Raw genomic sequence first — 20606 nt, forward strand, 5'->3', positions numbered from 1 at the left:
GGAGGCTAGATTTAAGATACAATTTTTGAGTAGGATTGTTTACTTCAAAAAAAGGATTACTTGAAGTTGTTTATTGGGAAGTCAAAAAAGAGAGGTGAATTATGACAGCCCAGTTTACTTGGATTGATTTATACCAAGAATTGGCATATGAACTTGTAAAATGGCGAGATCGTCAGATTGATTTAATCTCATTTCTCGAAGAATTAAGATCCAGGGGTCTCGTAATTACTCCTTTCAATGATAGAGATGAGGATGGAGCAAGTTTCTTGTTAAGAGAAATTGATCCATTTACATTCTTTGGAGTGTTCAATCGTCGTATTCGAAATGAACAACGCATCGCCATTCTTGCGGAAATAAAGAAGTTCTTTAATTTGCAAAGTATATTGCCCGAGAGCTTTGATGGAATCCCGATTCTGAACAATATTAAATCATGGTTTATTGGATATAGTGCAAATCGGGATATTGAGGATGTGCCTAAATTATGGCGGGTTTTTGAATTAGCCTTAGAAAATGATCCTCTTAATAACCCCAAGTTTTCGCTCGCATTTGATGAAGCCCTAAAAGTTGCACAAACAAATATTAACCTGACAGTGGGTCTGTTTTGGATACGACCAACGGTTTTCTTGAATTTGGACAGCGTAAACCGTGAATACTTAAATGTGAAATTGCCCTCTAGCGGCCTTACTTCAAAATTCTATATTGAGACGCTCAAGGAAATAACCAAGCTTGGAAAACCATTTTTTGAGTTATCAAACGATGCATGGAAAACAACTCAAAAAAATACGGATATTAAGACGTTAGCTAAGGAAATTGAACGCGAAAATATTAATTATTGGCTAGTCGGAGCGTATTGGTCAGACAGTAATCCTAAGGATCAAACTGAGCGATTTATTGCTGAAGGAATATGGAAGAATGGCCATGAAAATAAATATCTTGATGATGTGAAATCAATGAAAGTTGGGGACAAGATTGCCATTAAAGCCACAACAACTCAAAGATCAGGTTTGCCATTCGATAGTCGCAATAAAACCGTTTCTCTGATGATAATCAAGGCGGTGGGAACGGTTGTAGCCAACCGTAATGATGGCAGAACCGTTGAGGTGGAGTGGGATACAGATTTTAAAGAAAAGAACTGGTATTTCTATACTGTTTGGAACACAGTATGGCATTTGAAAAGAACTCAAAAGAATGATAAGTTACAAACAGTAGAAAAATTGATCGACTTTATTTGGTATGGAAAAGATCAGGATTACGATTGGTTTATTAAGAACTGGTTGGATATTGAATCATCTGACAAGACGGAAGAGATTAATGGGACATCAGACATAATATTCGGAAAAACGCCATACTCGGTGGAAGATATCATTGCATCTGGTGTTTTCCTGGAAATCACTGAGATCAATCAGATACTTAGCAGGTTAAAAGAGAAGAAAGCAATAATTATTCAAGGCCCTCCTGGTGTGGGCAAAACTTTTATCGCCCGTAAGCTGGCTTATGCCTTGATGAGCGAGATTGATAACAACAGGCTAGAATTCGTCCAATTTCACCAATCTTATTCTTATGATGATTTTGTGCGGGGTTATCGACCCTTGCCCGATAAAGCAGGTGCGTTTGGAATTAAGGATGGTATCTTTATAAGATTTTGTCAGAAAGCGATTGGAGACCCCGACCGCGAGTATGTATTCATTATTGATGAAATCAACCGTGGTAATTTAAGCCAGATATTTGGCGAGTTGCTCATGTTAATTGAGCATGATAAACGCGGGGCAGATTTTTCCGTTCCACTTGTTTATACACAAGAGGGTGAGCCAAGGTTCTACATTCCATCAAATGTTTTTATTATTGGGCTAATGAACCTGGCAGATCGTTCTCTGGCGATGGTAGACTATGCCTTACGTCGTAGATTCGCTTTTATTACATTATCCCCTCGGTTTGAATCCAAGCAATTTGAAAACTGGCTAAGTGCCAGATCGATGGCAACTGAGTTAATAAAACATATTGTCAGCCGAATTTCTGCGATAAACAATGAGATCAGGGCGGACCCGCTCTTAGGAGAGAATTATCAGATCGGGCACAGTTATTTTTGCCCGAAGGGTGATGATTTTTCGGAATTGGATGTGAGTTGGTATGTCAGTATAGTTAAGACCGAGATCGTTCCTTTGATAAAAGAATATTGGTTCGATAACCCCAAGAAAGCAGAAAACGGGGAAAGGATTCTGCTAAGCTGATGTATGGTCCCGCAATGGTAGATAATCCAACAAATATTTACAAAACAGAGTTTGGTATACCGATCCGGAACGTCTGGTATATGCTGATGTATGCTTGGGGAGAAGCATTGTTGAATCGATTTGGTGAGTTAGATGATGTGGAGAATGCCCCTTCTCTGGACGCGCTTTTGGCTTCCATACTGGTGAAATTAATTCAACAAAGAATGCGAATTGGTCTTGGCCGCAGCTATTTTGACGAAAAGCTCCTGGCAGAGGGGATACGTGGGCGAATCAACTTCATTGATAGTTTGAAACACCAAACCTTCGAACGTGGGCAGGTTTATTGCGACACCCATCAATTCAGCCTGAATGTTCCAAAAAATCAAATTCTTCGAAGCACTTTAGATAAGCTTGTCCAGATTGGTGATTTCGGGCCAGATATTAAAATGGCTAATGAATTGCGTCATCAAATTCGATGGTTGACGCGGCAGATGGATGGGATTGATTTGATTGAACTGAAGCAAGACTTCATCCATAGACAAAACTTAGGCCGTAATGATCGTGATTACCAGGTTATGCTATTTGTATGCGAGTTGATTCTCCAGCGCCACATGCCATCAGAAACAGGCGGTGACATACGTCTACCTTCCATTAATAAAGATGCGCAAGTTATGCATCGCGTTTATGAACGGTTTATCGCCTGTTTCTATCAATACCATCTGGATGGATGGAAAGTAACCCCGCAAAGTCGATTGAAATGGTTTGAATCGAACACAAGCAAGTATCTTCCTGTAATGCAGCCTGATTTACTCCTGCAGGAAAAAAAATCCAGAAGAATCATTATTCTGGATACAAAATTTACTGCAAAGAGTTTGATTGAGAATCAATGGGGAAAGGTTGGTTTCGATTCCTCGCACCTTTACCAGCTCTTTACATACCTTAAAACACAGGAACATCTTTCCGAACAGAATCAAAATGCCACCGGTATTCTACTTTATCCAACCATCAACCAAACTAATATTTCTGAGGAGATTGGTTTACAGAATCTGACTATAAGGATTGAAACAGTTGATCTGGCGGCGCCATGGGAAGAGATAGAATACCAGCTATTGAAGATTCTAAAATATAACGTAGCCACCTAACAGTTTTCGAAATCATTATAGAACCATTACAAAAGCGCACCGATCACGATGCAGCAAACTACCAGGTTTCAATCCACGCTCTCCGTGTGGAGAGCGACATGACGTGATCCCTATTGTGTGGATCGTAACCGGTTTCAATCCACGCTCTCCGTGTGGAGAGCGACAAGAGGCTTACGAGATCGCCGCAAAAATGATCGCAGTTTCAATCCACGCTCTCCGTGTGGAGAGCGACAACGCTTAACAGAACTTTTGGAGCAAGCCGCGCTGTTTCAATCCACGCTCTCCGTGTGGAGAGCGACGTTGCAGCTGCGCTGGGATTGTGAGGGGTGAAATGTTTCAATCCACGCTCTCCGTGTGGAGAGCGACCGTAGCCGGTGCCATCACGCTTTTGATTAACATCGGTTTCAATCCACGCTCTCCGTGTGGAGAGCGACATGCTGAAATATCATATCCATCACACCAACGAGTTTCAATCCACGCTCTCCGTGTAGAGAGCGACGCTGCGCGGGTCGAAGTAGCTGAGCAGAGTGTCGTTTCAATCCACGCTCTCCGTGTGGAGAGCGACTCGTACTTCTCGGTAAGGATATCCATTGCATCGTGTTTCAATCCACGCTCTCCGTGTGGAGAGCGACCGGTGGATTGCGGGCTGCGTTCCACGCCCCAGATAGTTTCAATCCACGCTCTCCGTGTGGAGAGCGACGGTGTTGATCTGGACTTTAATATCCAGGGTCATGGTTTCAATCCACGCTCTCCGTGTGGAGAGCGACTCACACCAGGCGTCCCAAACCCTTTCAATCTCATTGTTTCAATCCACGCTCTCCGTGTGGAGAGCGACATTGCATCGGGTCGATAAATTGGTGGTTGACTTTTGGTTTCAATCCACGCTCTCCGTGTGGAGAGCGACCAAACGGTTACATCATCAGCGGCCCCCAGGAGTTTCAATCCACGCTCTCCGTGTGGAGAGCGACATATGCGACCGTTGCAAACAATGACGGCATATTTGTTTCAATCCACGCTCTCCGTGTGGAGAGCGACGCGCCGGGATGCCAGCGGCGGTAAGCGCGCCCCAGGTTTCAATCCACGCTCTCCGTGTGGAGAGCGACGCTCGCCGTCGAATTTGACTGACAGATGCCCGGCGGTTTCAATCCACGCTCTCCGTGTGGAGAGCGACCTGCACCTCGCTCACCCACAACACAGCAGCCCCAGTTTCAATCCACGCTCTCCGTGTGGAGAGCGACGACATGATGACCATTGCGCTGCAAATCCACATCGTTTCAATCCACGCTCTCCGTGTGGAGAGCGACGGACACAAGCAGGGAGGACAACAACCAGAGAGGAGTTTCAATCCACGCTCTCCGTGTGGAGAGCGACAACCACGCCATACGGTTTGCTTTTATCGTTGTACGGTTTCAATCCACGCTCTCCGTGTGGAGAGCGACGCAAGCCACAATTCATATTGCGCCCAATAGGCGCGTGTTTCAATCCACGCTCTCCGTGTGGAGAGCGACGCCTTTCCAGTTTTATTAATGAGGTCTGGCGACTGGTTTCAATCCACGCTCTCCGTGTGGAGAGCGACAGGAGTGAGTACATGAACGAGCACATGAACGACTGTTTCAATCCACGCTCTCCGTGTGGAGAGCGACACGACCATGCTAGTTATTGCCATTCGGGTTGCTGGTTTCAATCCACGCTCTCCGTGTGGAGAGCGACACTGAACTGGACGGCGGATAACCTGGTTTCACTCGTTTCAATCCACGCTCTCCGTGTGGAGAGCGACTATATTTCTCGTAAGGTATGCCTGCTTCTTCTAGTTTCAATCCACGCTCTCCGTGTGGAGAGCGACAATTACTTTGATCAGGCGGGTCGGCAAAGACCCCGTTTCAATCCACGCTCTCCGTGTGGAGAGCGACGTGGAACGGGAAGTCAAATTATCGGAAGCCGCGATGGTTTCAATCCACGCTCTCCGTGTGGAGAGCGACCTGGTCAATGTACTGGCGCGATTCGGGGGTGTGTTTCAATCCACGCTCTCCGTGTGGAGAGCGACGCCTGCAGTTCGTTCAGGTCGACAATCTTGGCGGTGTTTCAATCCACGCTCTCCGTGTGGAGAGCGACGCTGCGCCATTGGAGCGAGCCGGCAATGACGCCGGTTTCAATCCACGCTCTCCGTGTGGAGAGCGACGAGAAGCCAACATTATCCTCAGCACAGAAAAACGAGTTTCAATCCACGCTCTCCGTGTGGAGAGCGACATGACTGAAAATGATGAGTATTTAGTACAAGAGTTTCAATCCACGCTCTCCGTGTGGAGAGCGACCCAAAGTCAATCAGTTTGGCATCCATTCCGTAGGTTTCAATCCACGCTCTCCGTGTGGAGAGCGACAGCCTGTTTCGTTGGCATACGCACCGGCGAAAGCCTGTTTCAATCCACGCTCTCCGTGTGGAGAGCGACAAGGCGGTCATTTGCAGTGTGGGTAAAATTGTATGTTTCAATCCACGCTCTCCGTGTGGAGAGCGACTATCACCATCAGCCGCCGCATCCTCGAAAAAATCGTTTCAATCCACGCTCTCCGTGTGGAGAGCGACCGAAGAACGCGACCAGTACGAATCCAGTGTGGTTGTTTCAATCCACGCTCTCCGTGTGGAGAGCGACGCCCTGGCCTTCCAACTCGCCAGAATGATGGCAGTTTCAATCCACGCTCTCCGTGTGGAGAGCGACGCCGCGTCACCAGCGCCTTGTAGCGCGAGTTCAAGTTTCAATCCACGCTCTCCGTGTGGAGAGCGACGAAGGCACTAATGACGCGATTGTTCCTGCAAATCGTTTCAATCCACGCTCTCCGTGTGGAGAGCGACTTATAGACTGTCGCGGCGGTCAGGCCGGACAGGGGTTTCAATCCACGCTCTCCGTGTGGAGAGCGACGAAAGATCCAGCCCCAAGCAACATAATCACAGCGGTTTCAATCCACGCTCTCCGTGTGGAGAGCGACATGACCCCCGTTGAAATCTTTGATGCCACGAAAGAGTTTCAATCCACGCTCTCCGTGTGGAGAGCGACACCAGCACAAAGACGACTGCTACCAGTCTGAACTGTTTCAATCCACGCTCTCCGTGTGGAGAGCGACCTGCCCAGGCGATTTCTGATGTCGCGCCGATATAGTTTCAATCCACGCTCTCCGTGTGGAGAGCGACCGCTGATCAGCGCCTGGTCATACAGCTCAATGTCGTTTCAATCCACGCTCTCCGTGTGGAGAGCGACGCGGCAGAACCGAGACGAGGCGCGCTTCCAACTTGTTTCAATCCACGCTCTCCGTGTGGAGAGCGACGTGGTTGGCGTATGACTGTTGGTGGCTCTCACTTGTTTCAATCCACGCTCTCCGTGTGGAGAGCGACGTATGGGTTATCCCTGATCCCGACGCTGAACAGGTTTCAATCCACGCTCTCCGTGTGGAGAGCGACATCAGCCCAGCCATGATCGCCCGCCCGGCCTGGTAGTTTCAATCCACGCTCTCCGTGTGGAGAGCGACTTTCACACGCCCGGCCTGTAGTCATGATGAAGGGTGTTTCAATCCACGCTCTCCGTGTGGAGAGCGACATATTCTCCAGTAGTTGTCGGAGTCAACATACCGGTTTCAATCCACGCTCTCCGTGTGGAGAGCGACAAACATGGACCTAAACGCGGCCGCGTCGCCGTTGTTTCAATCCACGCTCTCCGTGTGGAGAGCGACGCGGTTTGCTCGGCGCTCATCCCCATGTTGGAGAGTTTCAATCCACGCTCTCCGTGTGGAGAGCGACTCATTGTCGGCGATGGTCTGGCAAAAAGCGTTCACGTTTCAATCCACGCTCTCCGTGTGGAGAGCGACTGAGAATCTGATCGCGGCCGGGTGGATCGAGGGCGTTTCAATCCACGCTCTCCGTGTGGAGAGCGACCAGCACAGACCATCCCGCAAGATCGTTGTTGGCTGTTTCAATCCACGCTCTCCGTGTGGAGAGCGACGGATTGATGCGCACCCCTGCGGTTATTGGCTCCAGTTTCAATCCACGCTCTCCGTGTGGAGAGCGACTTGACCGCCCTGCGCGGTCTGTCTGCCGCGCGGCAGTTTCAATCCACGCTCTCCGTGTGGAGAGCGACGTTTTCATTGGTGTCCAGCGAAACAGCCTCAATGCTGTTTCAATCCACGCTCTCCGTGTGGAGAGCGACAAATGTCAGATGACTGATTGCCTGCCGATCTGTGTTTCAATCCACGCTCTCCGTGTGGAGAGCGACATAAATTGTTCTTGCGATTTCACCCATCCGACATAGTTTCAATCCACGCTCTCCGTGTGGAGAGCGACTGTGTCCGGCGTGTTTGTGTGGTTCACCGGCATGTTTCAATCCACGCTCTCCGTGTGGAGAGCGACCCGATAAGGCATCAAAGCTATCTTCCATCTGCTTGTTTCAATCCACGCTCTCCGTGTGGAGAGCGACATAAGCTGGGTGATGACCATAAGATCGTGAGTGCGTTTCAATCCACGCTCTCCGTGTGGAGAGCGACCGGGCGAATATGCGCCAGCGTCATTATTCAGCTTGTTTCAATCCACGCTCTCCGTGTGGAGAGCGACTCATTTTCCCTCCTTCACAAACATGATGACAAAGTTTCAATCCACGCTCTCCGTGTGGAGAGCGACGGTGATGCTGATAAAACATGCTTTCTTTAAGTAAGTTTCAATCCACGCTCTCCGTGTGGAGAGCGACTCAAAGTGCTTGACCTGGCGCCAGACGGCGGCGTTTCAATCCACGCTCTCCGTGTGGAGAGCGACAAAAGCGTTCACGAACCCGCGCATTTTGTCATTCTGTTTCAATCCACGCTCTCCGTGTGGAGAGCGACATACGACATTTCCCGCATCTTTTCGATCTATCCCCGTTTCAATCCACGCTCTCCGTGTGGAGAGCGACCAATTACGTCGTTTTGGGCGCGTTTTTGCTCCCGTTTCAATCCACGCTCTCCGTGTGGAGAGCGACATGATCGCCCTTGCTCTGGGTCGCAAGCCAAAAGGTTTCAATCCACGCTCTCCGTGTGGAGAGCGACGTGCCCGGAGATCAACGTGTTTGAGCGCAAGGATGGTTTCAATCCACGCTCTCCGTGTGGAGAGCGACCGAGAGAGATGTACTCCCCATTACAACCTTTGTCGTTTCAATCCACGCTCTCCGTGTGGAGAGCGACTGATTTAATCGGCGATCAAGCGCCCCTGTCGTGAGTTTCAATCCACGCTCTCCGTGTGGAGAGCGACTTGGGATAAACTGTGTCATAACTACCTCGTGGTTTCAATCCACGCTCTCCGTGTGGAGAGCGACAAACGGATTGATCCAGCCGATCGTGGTTGAAGTTGTTTCAATCCACGCTCTCCGTGTGGAGAGCGACCACGGCCGTGGGCTGCTGGTTGGCAGACAAAAAAGTTTCAATCCACGCTCTCCGTGTGGAGAGCGACGCTGTTTCGGCGGCCGGTGAGCAAATAACCAAGGTTTCAATCCACGCTCTCCGTGTGGAGAGCGACATCCCCGGCCATCCGGCGCAGCATGGCTGCGCTGTGCCGTAGTTTCAATCCACGCTCTCCGTGTGGAGAGCGACGGCCAACATCCAACGCAGCGACCTTAGCCCAGTGGTTTCAATCCACGCTCTCCGTGTGGAGAGCGACTTTATCAGGCTATACATTTCCTGGTCAATCCACAGTTTCAATCCACGCTCTCCGTGTGGAGAGCGACAATTTTTTGAGTATGAACATTTGCCTTTGCAACTCCGAGTTTCAATCCACGCTCTCCGTGTGGAGAGCGACCTGGCGCATCAAAAACGGCTGGCCAGCGCCGAAAGTTTCAATCCACGCTCTCCGTGTGGAGAGCGACAAATCGGTACTGACGACCACATAACCCCATAAAATGTTTCAATCCACGCTCTCCGTGTGGAGAGCGACTGATTGTTGGAAGGCGAGCCAGCGAGAGATCGAGTTTCAATCCACGCTCTCCGTGTGGAGAGCGACTACTGCAATCGTTCATTCATCCGATACAGCCTGGGTTTCAATCCACGCTCTCCGTGTGGAGAGCGACTCGCGCCGTGGAGTATTGGAGCGTGTCGCTCTCGCGTTTCAATCCACGCTCTCCGTGTGGAGAGCGACAATTCCGAAGTCCCTAGTAGTAGATTCTTTAACCAGTTTCAATCCACGCTCTCCGTGTGGAGAGCGACCCGGTCGGGCAATAGGCCGGAATGGAGAACCAATGTTTCAATCCACGCTCTCCGTGTGGAGAGCGACTCTTTGCGCGGATGCTAGGCGGTGCGGCACGCAGTTTCAATCCACGCTCTCCGTGTGGAGAGCGACCCATCGGTTATGTAGGCGAGGATGGGGTTGAACCGTTTCAATCCACGCTCTCCGTGTGGAGAGCGACATTTTTGCGAACTGGCACAAACTATCCAAAGACGAGTTTCAATCCACGCTCTCCGTGTGGAGAGCGACACCGGCGCACCGTCCAGCTGGGATCCAATCACCGGTTTCAATCCACGCTCTCCGTGTGGAGAGCGACATAGACATGGATGTACCCGCAGAGTATCGCGGGTTTCAATCCACGCTCTCCGTGTGGAGAGCGACGAGGGTGAACAAATGACCACAATCAAATTATCCAAGTTTCAATCCACGCTCTCCGTGTGGAGAGCGACTCGAGGCCCGCGTGGTTGATCACGCGACCATTGACGTTTCAATCCACGCTCTCCGTGTGGAGAGCGACATGTGGCATTTAGTACGGGCGGATAGTTACACTTGGTTTCAATCCACGCTCTCCGTGTGGAGAGCGACATCGACTGACCCGCAAGGGATACACAAGAGAGGGTGTTTCAATCCACGCTCTCCGTGTGGAGAGCGACGTTCAACCCCATCCTCGCCTACATAACCGATGGTGTTTCAATCCACGCTCTCCGTGTGGAGAGCGACGCCTGCGACCCAGACAAGGGCCGTGCAGCCACCGTTTCAATCCACGCTCTCCGTGTGGAGAGCGACCCGCCGGTCGCGTTATACCGGCAAGGGAGATACCATGTTTCAATCCACGCTCTCCGTGTGGAGAGCGACAAATTCGTGACCCGCGTGCTGGATTTGCTCGCTGTTTCAATCCACGCTCTCCGTGTGGAGAGCGACTTAGTCTAGCCGTTACAGGCTGGTTTTCAAGTAACGTTTCAATCCACGCTCTCCGTGTGGAGAGCGACGAACTGGGACTATAACAGGCCTGGCGAATACATCGTTTCAATCCACGCTCTCCGTGTGGAGAGCGACGGCCAAGAGCGACCCAGTATTCACCCTCGCTGTGTTTCAATCCACGCTCTCCGTGTGGAGAGCGACACCGGTGATGACGCCATGCCCTGGAGCCTGGAGGTTTCAATCCACGCTCTCCGTGTGGAGAGCGACTCAGTCATCTGACCTTCCACCAAGCTAGAGCCTTGTTTCAATCCACGCTCTCCGTGTGGAGAGCGACACTTTCACCCGTGCGCCAGCAGGCACATCATCCAGTTTCAATCCACGCTCTCCGTGTGGAGAGCGACCCTGCCGCCAAAGCCACGAGTGGCGCTGGCAGAGTTTCAATCCACGCTCTCCGTGTGGAGAGCGACCAAAACAGTCCGTCTCCAAAGACGTGGTCACAGGTTTCAATCCACGCTCTCCGTGTGGAGAGCGACGACGATAGTTATTGCCAGGTCAGCTTTATACTCGGTGTTTCAATCCACGCTCTCCGTGTGGAGAGCGACTATCGACTGACCCGCAAGGGATACACAAGAGAGGGTGTTTCAATCCACGCTCTCCGTGTGGAGAGCGACGCCCGGAAAACTGGCGGCGAAAATATCTGGCTAGTTTCAATCCACGCTCTCCGTGTGGAGAGCGACGACTAACTCTTTCCACATCCACAAAGGCAAACCATGTTTCAATCCACGCTCTCCGTGTGGAGAGCGACCGCTTTAATGGAGCGTTTAGGCGCGATTCGAGAGCGTTTCAATCCACGCTCTCCGTGTGGAGAGCGACGACATCGCTTCACCTACGCGCCCGTCTTCCAGCAGTTTCAATCCACGCTCTCCGTGTGGAGAGCGACTACCGGTGTGCGCGTGGGGGAATTGACCAGGTTGAGTTTCAATCCACGCTCTCCGTGTGGAGAGCGACGAGAAATCTGTGCGGTTTCGATATATGGCGTTGAAGTTTCAATCCACGCTCTCCGTGTGGAGAGCGACTCCAGGAAATGGGAATTTTTGTTACCTACGCGCAGTTTCAATCCACGCTCTCCGTGTGGAGAGCGACTTTCTACTAACAGGGAGTCAAGCACGCGCAATCGGTTTCAATCCACGCTCTCCGTGTGGAGAGCGACACCGGTATCCAGAAAGTTACCGAAAGCCCTACCGCGTTTCAATCCACGCTCTCCGTGTGGAGAGCGACGAAGGTACCGCTTCAAGATTTAATTATGATGAGGTTTCAATCCACGCTCTCCGTGTGGAGAGCGACATAGCCAGAGCTTAACACCCTGGCTATCTACAAGGGTTTCAATCCACGCTCTCCGTGTGGAGAGCGACCAGGTGCGTGAGACGATCAAGAACCTGAGACGGGTTTCAATCCACGCTCTCCGTGTGGAGAGCGACCAGCATACGGTTAGCATAGGTGTAATGATTGAAGTTTCAATCCACGCTCTCCGTGTGGAGAGCGACGCGCAGGTGCGCGTCGCGTACCCGGTGGGGTTTGTTTCAATCCACGCTCTCCGTGTGGAGAGCGACGAGAAATCTGTGCGGTTTCGATATAAGGCGTTGAAGTTTCAATCCACGCTCTCCGTGTGGAGAGCGACACTGCTGAAGGTGACATTATTGATATCAAAGCCGTTTCAATCCACGCTCTCCGTGTGGAGAGCGACAGACAAAAAAGAAAAATCGGGCCGGGCGTGACTGTTTCAATCCACGCTCTCCGTGTGGAGAGCGACCTAACAACGGCAAACCGCTTAACAATATAGGTAGTTTCAATCCACGCTCTCCGTGTGGAGAGCGACACTTTGGATCCAAAGTTGGTGTTGTGCAGGGTGAGTTTCAATCCACGCTCTCCGTGTGGAGAGCGACCAGACAAAAACGCAAAATCGCACCGGGTGTGACTGTTTCAATCCACGCTCTCCGTGTGGAGAGCGACGAGAAACGGGTAATCGGTTGGCAGCCTGTTTGATGTTTCAATCCACGCTCTCCGTGTGGAGAGCGACCTTTCCACCATATATGATCTATGTTGCCGCAATGTTTCAATCCACGCTCTCCGTGTGGAGAGCGACAATCGTAGCCATTCACCGTACCGCGGCGAGAGATGTTTCAATCCACGCTCTCCGTGTGGAGAGCGACACCCTAACGAAGCTGGAAAGAAACAGAGTTAAGGTTTCAATCCACGCTCTCCGTGTGGAGAGCGACAACAGAACTATATGAGCGAGCCGTAATAGGAAAGGTTTCAATCCACGCTCTCCGTGTGGAGAGCGACCATTGAAGAGATGGAATCCGAGCTTCGTTCTCTGGTTTCAATCCACGCTCTCCGTGTGGAGAGCGACCAGATATTTGCGCCGCCAGTTTTCCGGGCAGTCAAGGTTTCAATCCACGCTCTCCGTGTGGAGAGCGACTTACATTCTGAGGTACTCCATCAATAGTACCCGTAGTTTCAATCCACGCTCTCCGTGTGGAGAGCGACCAAAGAACAGGCGGCCGCTATCATGCTCAAAGTTTCAATCCACGCTCTCCGTGTGGAGAGCGACATGTATATGTACAAATATTTACAATTGATATAATGTTTCAATCCACGCTCTCCGTGTGGAGAGCGACTTACGCTCACATTTTCACACAAAAAATCAGATAGTTTCAATCCACGCTCTCCGTGTGGAGAGCGACTTTGTCCAGGCTGTTTGCCGTCAAAAAAGAGTTGATGTTTCAATCCACGCTCTCCGTGTGGAGAGCGACAGGAATTCTGCGTAGATTGTGATTACCCAGACTGTGTTTCAATCCACGCTCTCCGTGTGGAGAGCGACGAGGATGTATTTAGAAGAGTTGTTGGGATAAAGTTTCAATCCACGCTCTCCGTGTGGAGAGCGACGGTTTGCCTGTTATTGTATATCGTTGGCGTGTGTTTCAATCCACGCTCTCCGTGTGGAGAGCGACGGGCTGATCGGTTGGAAGATGTGGATCTCACTGGTTTCAATCCACGCTCTCCGTGTGGAGAGCGACGTGAAGAAAATTTTGTCGCAAATATTGTATGGGTTTCAATCCACGCTCTCCGTGTGGAGAGCGACGGTTAACCACCGATACCTGCACGGTTCGCTGCATCGTTTCAATCCACGCTCTCCGTGTGGAGAGCGACTCCAAGTCAAGGTATTTAGGTAGTGAGTCTAACGTTTCAATCCACGCTCTCCGTGTGGAGAGCGACAAGAATGCGCTGTACTTCCGCGTTTTCTGTGCCGGTTTCAATCCACGCTCTCCGTGTGGAGAGCGACATCAAGAACACCACCACCGGCGATTATATCCGCGTGTTTCAATCCACGCTCTCCGTGTGGAGAGCGACCCAAAACCTGCATATCACTATTGGACAGCGCATTGTTTCAATCCACGCTCTCCGTGTGGAGAGCGACGGGGATATTGTAGAGGTTGGAAAGGAACATGTGGTTTCAATCCACGCTCTCCGTGTGGAGAGCGACTTACAATATAAGTTCCATCTCCGATTTGGATTGTTGTTTCAATCCACGCTCTCCGTGTGGAGAGCGACTTTCATCAATTGTTCTCCCTGATATCGATAAGCTGTTTCAATCCACGCTCTCCGTGTGGAGAGCGACTGGAGACGGTAGGGGTGTCGGCTTGACACCACAGTTTCAATCCACGCTCTCCGTGTGGAGAGCGACTGAGGCGGCCAGGTTCTGCCCCTGGTTCAATGGAGTTTCAATCCACGCTCTCCGTGTGGAGAGCGACTGCTGCCCGCGTTGACGGGGTTGTGCCAGGTGTGTTTCAATCCACGCTCTCCGTGTGGAGAGCGACGTCGCTGCTCGGCTTTTCTGGCAGCTCGACGTTGTTTCAATCCACGCTCTCCGTGTGGAGAGCGACGGCCGGCTCGCTTTAGCCGTACGCATCCAATAATCGTTTCAATCCACGCTCTCCGTGTGGAGAGCGACTTAACTCTCTTGTAAATCGAAGCGCCGATACTGGGTTTCAATCCACGCTCTCCGTGTGGAGAGCGACGTCATGCAGCGGAATAAGCTGCCCGCGCGTAAATCGTTTCAATCCACGCTCTCCGTGTGGAGAGCGACAAGAGGTGTTTGTAAATCAAACCCAAATCGTGATGTTTCAATCCACGCTCTCCGTGTGGAGAGCGACATGCGGGTTTTATTCTCCGTTTGTGCGCAGCGATGGTTTCAATCCACGCTCTCCGTGTGGAGAGCGACGCATGTTTTGTTGGTATCAGGACTGGCGAAAGTCTGTTTCAATCCACGCTCTCCGTGTGGAGAGCGACTAATTGATATGGGTCATAACAAACTTCGACAACGTGTTTCAATCCACGCTCTCCGTGTGGAGAGCGACGCGCGCTGAACAGACGTGTACTCATCTCCCAGCCAGTTTCAATCCACGCTCTCCGTGTGGAGAGCGACCGCAACATCTGGCTCTTTTGTAAATACAAGCACCAGATATTGTTCTTTCTTCTCTTGTTTCTTTAATATTTCCCCAATTTTTCTGATTTTACCGTTAATTATGAGGTTGTTAAGGTGCTAATATCTTGCGAACCCCCCAGAAATATTCTGTTCACTTCAGGTTCGCAATTTACGCAATTAACGTTCCCTTCAGATCCATGGGCTTTTTCGCACCCACATGTTCTACTCTCGCGTTCTCTTCATCACCCAGGTAATAGTATCGCAGACTATCCACATCCTTATTGATTAAGACTTCCAGATTTGACTGCAATTGTTTAAAACGCGCCGGATCTATAATACATTCAAAAACTGAGTTTTGCACGCGCTGCCCATAATTCTGGCAAGCTTTTGCTACCTTGCGCAGACGTTTTTTACCCGCCTCTGTTTCGGTGTTGACATCATAAGTGATTAAAACCAGCACTTTGCCCTCCTAGCTCCAGAAGAACGGTGGGTAAGCATCCAAATCGCCGCGCAGATAGCGTGCCAGCAGCATGGCTTGCACATGCAGAATCAATCCAAATGGAATCCTCTCTTTAAGGTAAGGGTGAACAATTTCTTCTTTTTTTCGATCCTGCCAGGCACCCAAAACCGCTTTACGCGTATCATCATCCATGAGAATGCCACCACTTTCCTTCTGCGTGAACCCCTTGCCGGAGATCTGCTTGCGATTAACCAAAGTTAGTGCCAGGCGATCAGCAAACAGGGGGCGCATTTCTTCCATCAGGTCCAGCGCCAGTGAAGGCCGCCCTGGGCGATCAGCATGCAAAAAGCCTACATACGGATCAAGGCCAACCGCGTCCAAAGCTGAGACGGTTTCATTGGTCAGCAAGGTATAGAGAAAAGACAACAGGGAATTCATATTGTCCAGTGGCGGTCGTCGGGAGCGCTCTCGAAAAGAGAAATCTTCGTGCTGTTGAAGGATTAGGTGGTCGAACACGCCAAAGTAGATTTTCGCCGCGCTGCCTTCAAAGGCCATCAGTTCGCTGACGGTGTTGCATTCAGGTATCACAGCCAGCGTTTGCTTGAGAAAGCTTGACGCCTTTGTAAGCGCGTCCACATCCACCAGCATGGCATGGTCGCGCAAGGCACGCTCCAATACTTTTCGGCTGTTATAGATTTTCCCCAACAAAAATGAGGCGGCAATGGGCACGCTTTCAGCTTCACGCTCAGAAACCTGATACTGCTTCTTTCGCAGCAGCACGTTACCCTTGACTTTGCCGGATACACGCGCAAGGAAGCGACCATTTGGAGTTAGAAAACACAGGCCGATATTTCGCTCTGAGCAAGCACCCATGAGCGCCGGGCTGACGCCCAGGTAATTAAAGCAAACAACATTTTCCAAATTGTGAAGCGGCAGACGGGTGGAAACATGCTCTTCTTTCTTAATGACAATATTCTCCCCATCCAGGGAGAGGTACGCGTCAGCGGAAGTGATGTATAAAACGTTGGCTAATTGTTTCATCATTCAATCTTTTTCAAGCTGCTGGCGGATGTATTGTGAAGCGGTCATGGTTTTCTCCTGAAGCGCTGGCAGGCAAATATCGGCCAAAGAGCAAGACTGGCAGGCTCTGGATGTTTTAACCCGCGGGGTGTACCCGCGCTGAAAATAGGCATGCATTTCCACCGCCATTTGTTTGACCAGAGTTCTCAGCTCGGTGGTCATTTCCACCTCTACCCGATGACGAGTTTCGCCATAATACAGGTATCCGCGTGGAATCGAGACGGCCAGCATTTCTTCCAGGCAGATGGCTTGCGCGCAAAGTTGGGCTTCATCCACCGGGTCGGATTTAGGTTTGCCGCGTTTGTACTCCACCGGGACGGGCAGGTATAGGCCCTGCCGCCCCGGTAGTTTTACGCCCTGTGGAGATTTGGTAAACTCGACCACATCACACACCCCCGAGAACCCCAATATATACGAAGCCACCGGCACGGAGCGCGCGATGATCGTTCCGCTGCGCGTTTCTGTAAAGAAGGGATCATCCACACGTTTATGCAGCAGTTTACCTTCCACGGTCAGCACATTTTCCTGCCATTGGCGCTCTACATGGATGAGCGCCCATTGCCGGCGGCAAAACAGGAAGTGCTGGATGCCGGAGAGGGGCAGGAGTTCGTCGGGGGTGTATTCGGGTTTCATGGGCTGACCAGTTACATTAGATTTTTTCAATCAATTTGACGCTGGGGGGCACATCGGCAAAGTGGATAGTGACTTCATAATCCTCAAATCGCCGGGGAGGGTTTACCTCAGGGTTGCGATGCACTTTGACCAGATCGAAGAGTTTATGCGCAGGAACATTACCCAGATCAGAATCGTGCTGGAAAACGATCAGCTTTCGAACAGCCATCTTGCCGCGCGCGGCAGACCGGTCGTGTTCAAACATGTTGATTAAGGCGTCCCAAAATAGAGTGAGGTCATCTTCAGAAAATCCAGTACCCTTGGAAGCATCATTTGCCAGTTTTGCAGAGATATAACCTTCCACACGATATAAGCCGTAAGGGACAATGTGTTTGCGACCCATTGTGCGTTCCTTCTCAGCTTCCTCGATACGGGTGACAGTCTGGCGGGTGATGGTAACCTCTTGCTGCACAATGGGATCAAGGCTGCGGGAAAAATTGATCTGCACCGGACCGCGTACCTGGCCGCAATTGTCTCCGACCATCAACACAGCTCCAAAGGTGCGAATATCATAGAAGTTTTTACACATCCACTGCCGGGCTTCGTTTACCTTGTCTGGCTTGGCTTTATCTCCCGACTTCAAGCCAACCGCCTCATAAGCTTCGACATGGTTCTGATTGAGCGGAACACCTTCTTTAATATAAATTCGGTAGCCGGTAGCATCGCTTTTGACCAACTCAACAAAATTGCGAATCTTGCGTTTTAAGCACACATCGGTCACAATTCCATAGCCAGTTTCAGGATCAATGCGCGGCATGTTGCCGGCATCCGGGTCGCCATTAGGGTTTCCGTTTTCAACATCGTACAATAGTACAAATTCATAGCGGTTTTTGATTGCTTCAGACATGATAGTATCTCCTTATTTGTTAGTTGTTCTGGTTTGAAAGTGCTTCTTCTGACATTTGTTTTTTGTTGAAGAAATCAGCGCGTTGATGGTAATAACCCAGCACAAAGATGCCCTGCTCATCCAAGGTTAATCGCGCCGGGAAAGGATTTTTCTCAACATCGAGCAGATTTAACAGATCTTGAATCCGATTGTCGTTGGCTTTACCATACTCGGCCTTGGAAAAATAATGCTGTGAAAGCCGCAAAAGCACCGGGAAGACACTGGCTGGTGTAGCGCAAGCAGAAGCAAAATAACGGTCTTTAATGCTGGCGTTAACCTCACCTATGGCTTCTCGTTGAGCTTTTTCCAGTACCGCGAATAAGCGGCCTAAAACATAGGCTGGATGGGAATACTGGGGATTTAGAGACATTTGCAATACCTCCTGGTAGGGATTTTGGCCTTGTCGGCGATATTTTCGGATAAGATGCGCTTTGATGACCGCGGCGCGGGTGTAATTGATCTTCTTATTGCCGTTTTGATCAGCGTCCACGCGAATACGATTGATCATTGCGGTATATAACGCTTCAGGGTAAGGTGCGCCGCTCAAAACCGCGCGCGTAACTGCGCCTCCTAATAGCGACCAGGTCTTTTGAATTTCCTCCTCCCGACGAGTCACTTTAGGGGATACACATTCACGAAGAATCTTTGAAATAGATAGGTAATCTGACTGATCAGGAAACTCTTTGATGATTTTCAGGTCTTCATAATGGAGCATGATTCGTTCAACGAATTTTCCGAATGAATCAGTGAGGAAAAACCGCACCGCCAGACGAGCTGCGTTGGGAGCGAGACCTAAGACATAAAATCGGGTCTCAAAGTCCAGATCCTTAGTTAACATGTGCAAGTCCAGCGGTTGAATTCTGGTTACTTTTTCGATTGTCTTCCCTAGTTTCTCGTCAGCCGCTTTTCTGTTCTTCTGATCAGTGTCTGGTTGTTCTTCTACAACTGCCGGATCGAGTAACGCCGCAAACGCGTTGGCGTATGCCTTATTCTCACTTTCAGCCCAATACACAATGGTGGTGTCACCGAGGATGATTTTTCTATTGGGATTCTGATCTGAAAGCAGGTAATTCAGCGCCACGCCATACCCCGAAGCCACCCGTTGGCTAACAGGAGAATTTATGCCCTGTTCCTTTGTTCGGTTATACGATTCATAGGCTCGCTCATTGAAGCTTACCAAGGAGGCGCCAGAGGATTGTGCAAAACGAACACCCTGAATATTGGGGTGTAAACGAGCAACGGCTTCGGTTATTCCGCTTACCAGACATTGCATTTCTAGTGATGATGATCCTAGTCGGTATTCTTCCCAAACACGGCAAACATCCGGAATATCCAAAATCGATCTTTGTGAGACAAAAAAAATCAGATTTCCACCTTTCAATAAACCTTCAATATTTCGAGAAATTGCTGGGTGGGACCTTGCTGTATTAGGGTCATGATTTTTCAGAAATGAGATTACAGCCTTTGATTCGGGTGATCCTGCTTGTGAAAGTATGGAAAGGTTATGTTGTTTAAAAGCTTCAAACCGATTTTTGCTGAATTCAGGGTCGTTGTCATCATTTGTTGATATTCCCAAAACAAACGCAGAATTATCGCAAAGAAAATTCGGGGATGGATTTTTTCCTGCTCGTTTTACTTGTTCGGGAACTATCATTCGACGAGGAACTTCAACCACTCTTTTGCCACGTTGAACTTTTTCAAATAGCGGAAGAATATCCAGTAAATCTCCATTGCGGGAAAGGTTCAAGGCAAAACTTACATTCGCCGCGCTGTACCCTGGCAAGGCAATATCAACATCCGGGTCTTTTTGTAAAATTTGATAGTAGCGGTAAAGCGCTTCTAAAATCATTGGCGCACCTCCACATTGGTCAGATCAATGATCCCTTCGTTCATTTCAGCTTTAAAAAAGACCGGCCGAATATCGCGGGGATTTGAGAAATCGAGATCATAGAGCATCCAACCCAGGCTTCTGGAGCCAGCTAATGCGCTTTTCGGGATATCTCGTTTATCCTCGACTAACTGTACCTTTGCTGCGAACTCACGGGTACCCAAACAAGGCGTGTGGAAATACTGCCCTTCTCGTAAACGGCGCATCGCGATGGGATAATGCTTATCTTCCGTATCTTCTTCTCCCGCTTTGTCGGTGAGTTCAAAATGCGCTTCAATGACATAATCTACATCCCTTAACACCATTGAAGCCCGCTGCTGGCGATTATCCACAGCCGAAATATAGAACGGCTTCTCGCTGCCATTCATAATCTGCGTGGCAATACTGGTGGAAGCCTTTTCACTGACCTCATTACGGCGAATATTGGTAAACTGGATTGGATTAAGAACATGAATTTTATCAATTACCCAGCGGATGGCTGGTTTCCAATAGACTGCTTCGATGATTCCGCGCGCTGCTGAGGGCGTGATCACATCGTAACTTACCCGTTCCACTTTCATTTCTGGCCGGGTGAACAGGGCATAAGGTCCGCTTACGCGAATGGTGATTCCATAGCTCATAAAAACGCCTCCTTT

Annotated in this window: 8 protein-coding genes and 1 CRISPR repeat array; of the genes, 2 read left to right on the forward strand and 6 right to left on the reverse strand. The window is 50.0% G+C overall.

All coding sequences use genetic code 11. The annotated features are described in order from the left end of the window. The first annotated feature begins 101 nt into the window (after positions 1-101). Both ADN00_RS06190 and ADN00_RS06195 read left to right on the forward strand, forming a co-directional pair. Entirely contained in the window at positions 102-2228 is a 2127-nt protein-coding gene (locus tag ADN00_RS06190) for an AAA family ATPase (protein ID WP_082389932.1), read from the forward strand. After that, positions 2228-3349, forward strand: a complete 1122-nt coding sequence (locus ADN00_RS06195; RefSeq protein ID WP_075062087.1) for a 5-methylcytosine restriction system specificity protein McrC — start codon at positions 2228-2230, stop codon at positions 3347-3349. Before ADN00_RS06190 ends, ADN00_RS06195 begins: the two co-directional genes overlap by 1 nt. 65 nt (positions 3350-3414) lie before the next feature. Next, a CRISPR array of direct repeats spans positions 3415-14985; the repeat unit is 33 nt; unit sequence GTTTCAATCCACGCTCTCCGTGTGGAGAGCGAC. A 169-nt stretch (positions 14986-15154) separates the two neighbouring features. Here ADN00_RS06195 and cas2 read toward each other — a convergent pair. From cas2 to cas5c, 6 genes are read right to left on the reverse strand one after another with little or no spacing between them, the layout of a single operon-like run. Next, complete coding sequence (gene cas2, locus ADN00_RS06200) at positions 15155-15445, reverse strand: CRISPR-associated endonuclease Cas2 (RefSeq protein WP_075062088.1); 291 nt, start codon at positions 15443-15445, stop codon at positions 15155-15157. 9 nt (positions 15446-15454) lie between these two features. Next, complete coding sequence (cas1c, locus tag ADN00_RS06205) at positions 15455-16486, reverse strand: type I-C CRISPR-associated endonuclease Cas1c (RefSeq protein ID WP_075062175.1); 1032 nt, start codon at positions 16484-16486, stop codon at positions 15455-15457. Between the two features lie 3 nt (positions 16487-16489). Then, positions 16490-17158, reverse strand: coding sequence for a CRISPR-associated protein Cas4 (gene cas4 / locus ADN00_RS06210; protein ID WP_075062089.1), 669 nt, complete (start codon positions 17156-17158; stop codon positions 16490-16492). 16 nt (positions 17159-17174) lie between these two features. Then, on the reverse strand, positions 17175-18044 hold the full coding sequence (cas7c, locus tag ADN00_RS06215) for a type I-C CRISPR-associated protein Cas7/Csd2 (protein ID WP_075062090.1): 870 nt from the start codon (positions 18042-18044) through the stop codon (positions 17175-17177). Positions 18045-18063: 19 nt separating this feature from the next. Further along, positions 18064-19932: a type I-C CRISPR-associated protein Cas8c/Csd1 gene (gene cas8c, locus ADN00_RS06220; protein WP_075062091.1), complete on the reverse strand. Its 1869-nt coding sequence runs from the start codon at positions 19930-19932 to the stop codon at positions 18064-18066. After that, positions 19929-20591, reverse strand: a complete 663-nt coding sequence (cas5c, locus tag ADN00_RS06225) for a type I-C CRISPR-associated protein Cas5c (RefSeq protein ID WP_075062092.1) — start codon at positions 20589-20591, stop codon at positions 19929-19931. The genes cas8c and cas5c overlap by 4 nt, the downstream gene beginning before the upstream one ends. Positions 20592-20606 lie beyond the last annotated feature (15 nt).

The sequence above is a fragment of the Ornatilinea apprima genome, assembly GCF_001306115.1.
Classification (GTDB): domain Bacteria; phylum Chloroflexota; class Anaerolineae; order Anaerolineales; family Anaerolineaceae; genus Ornatilinea; species Ornatilinea apprima.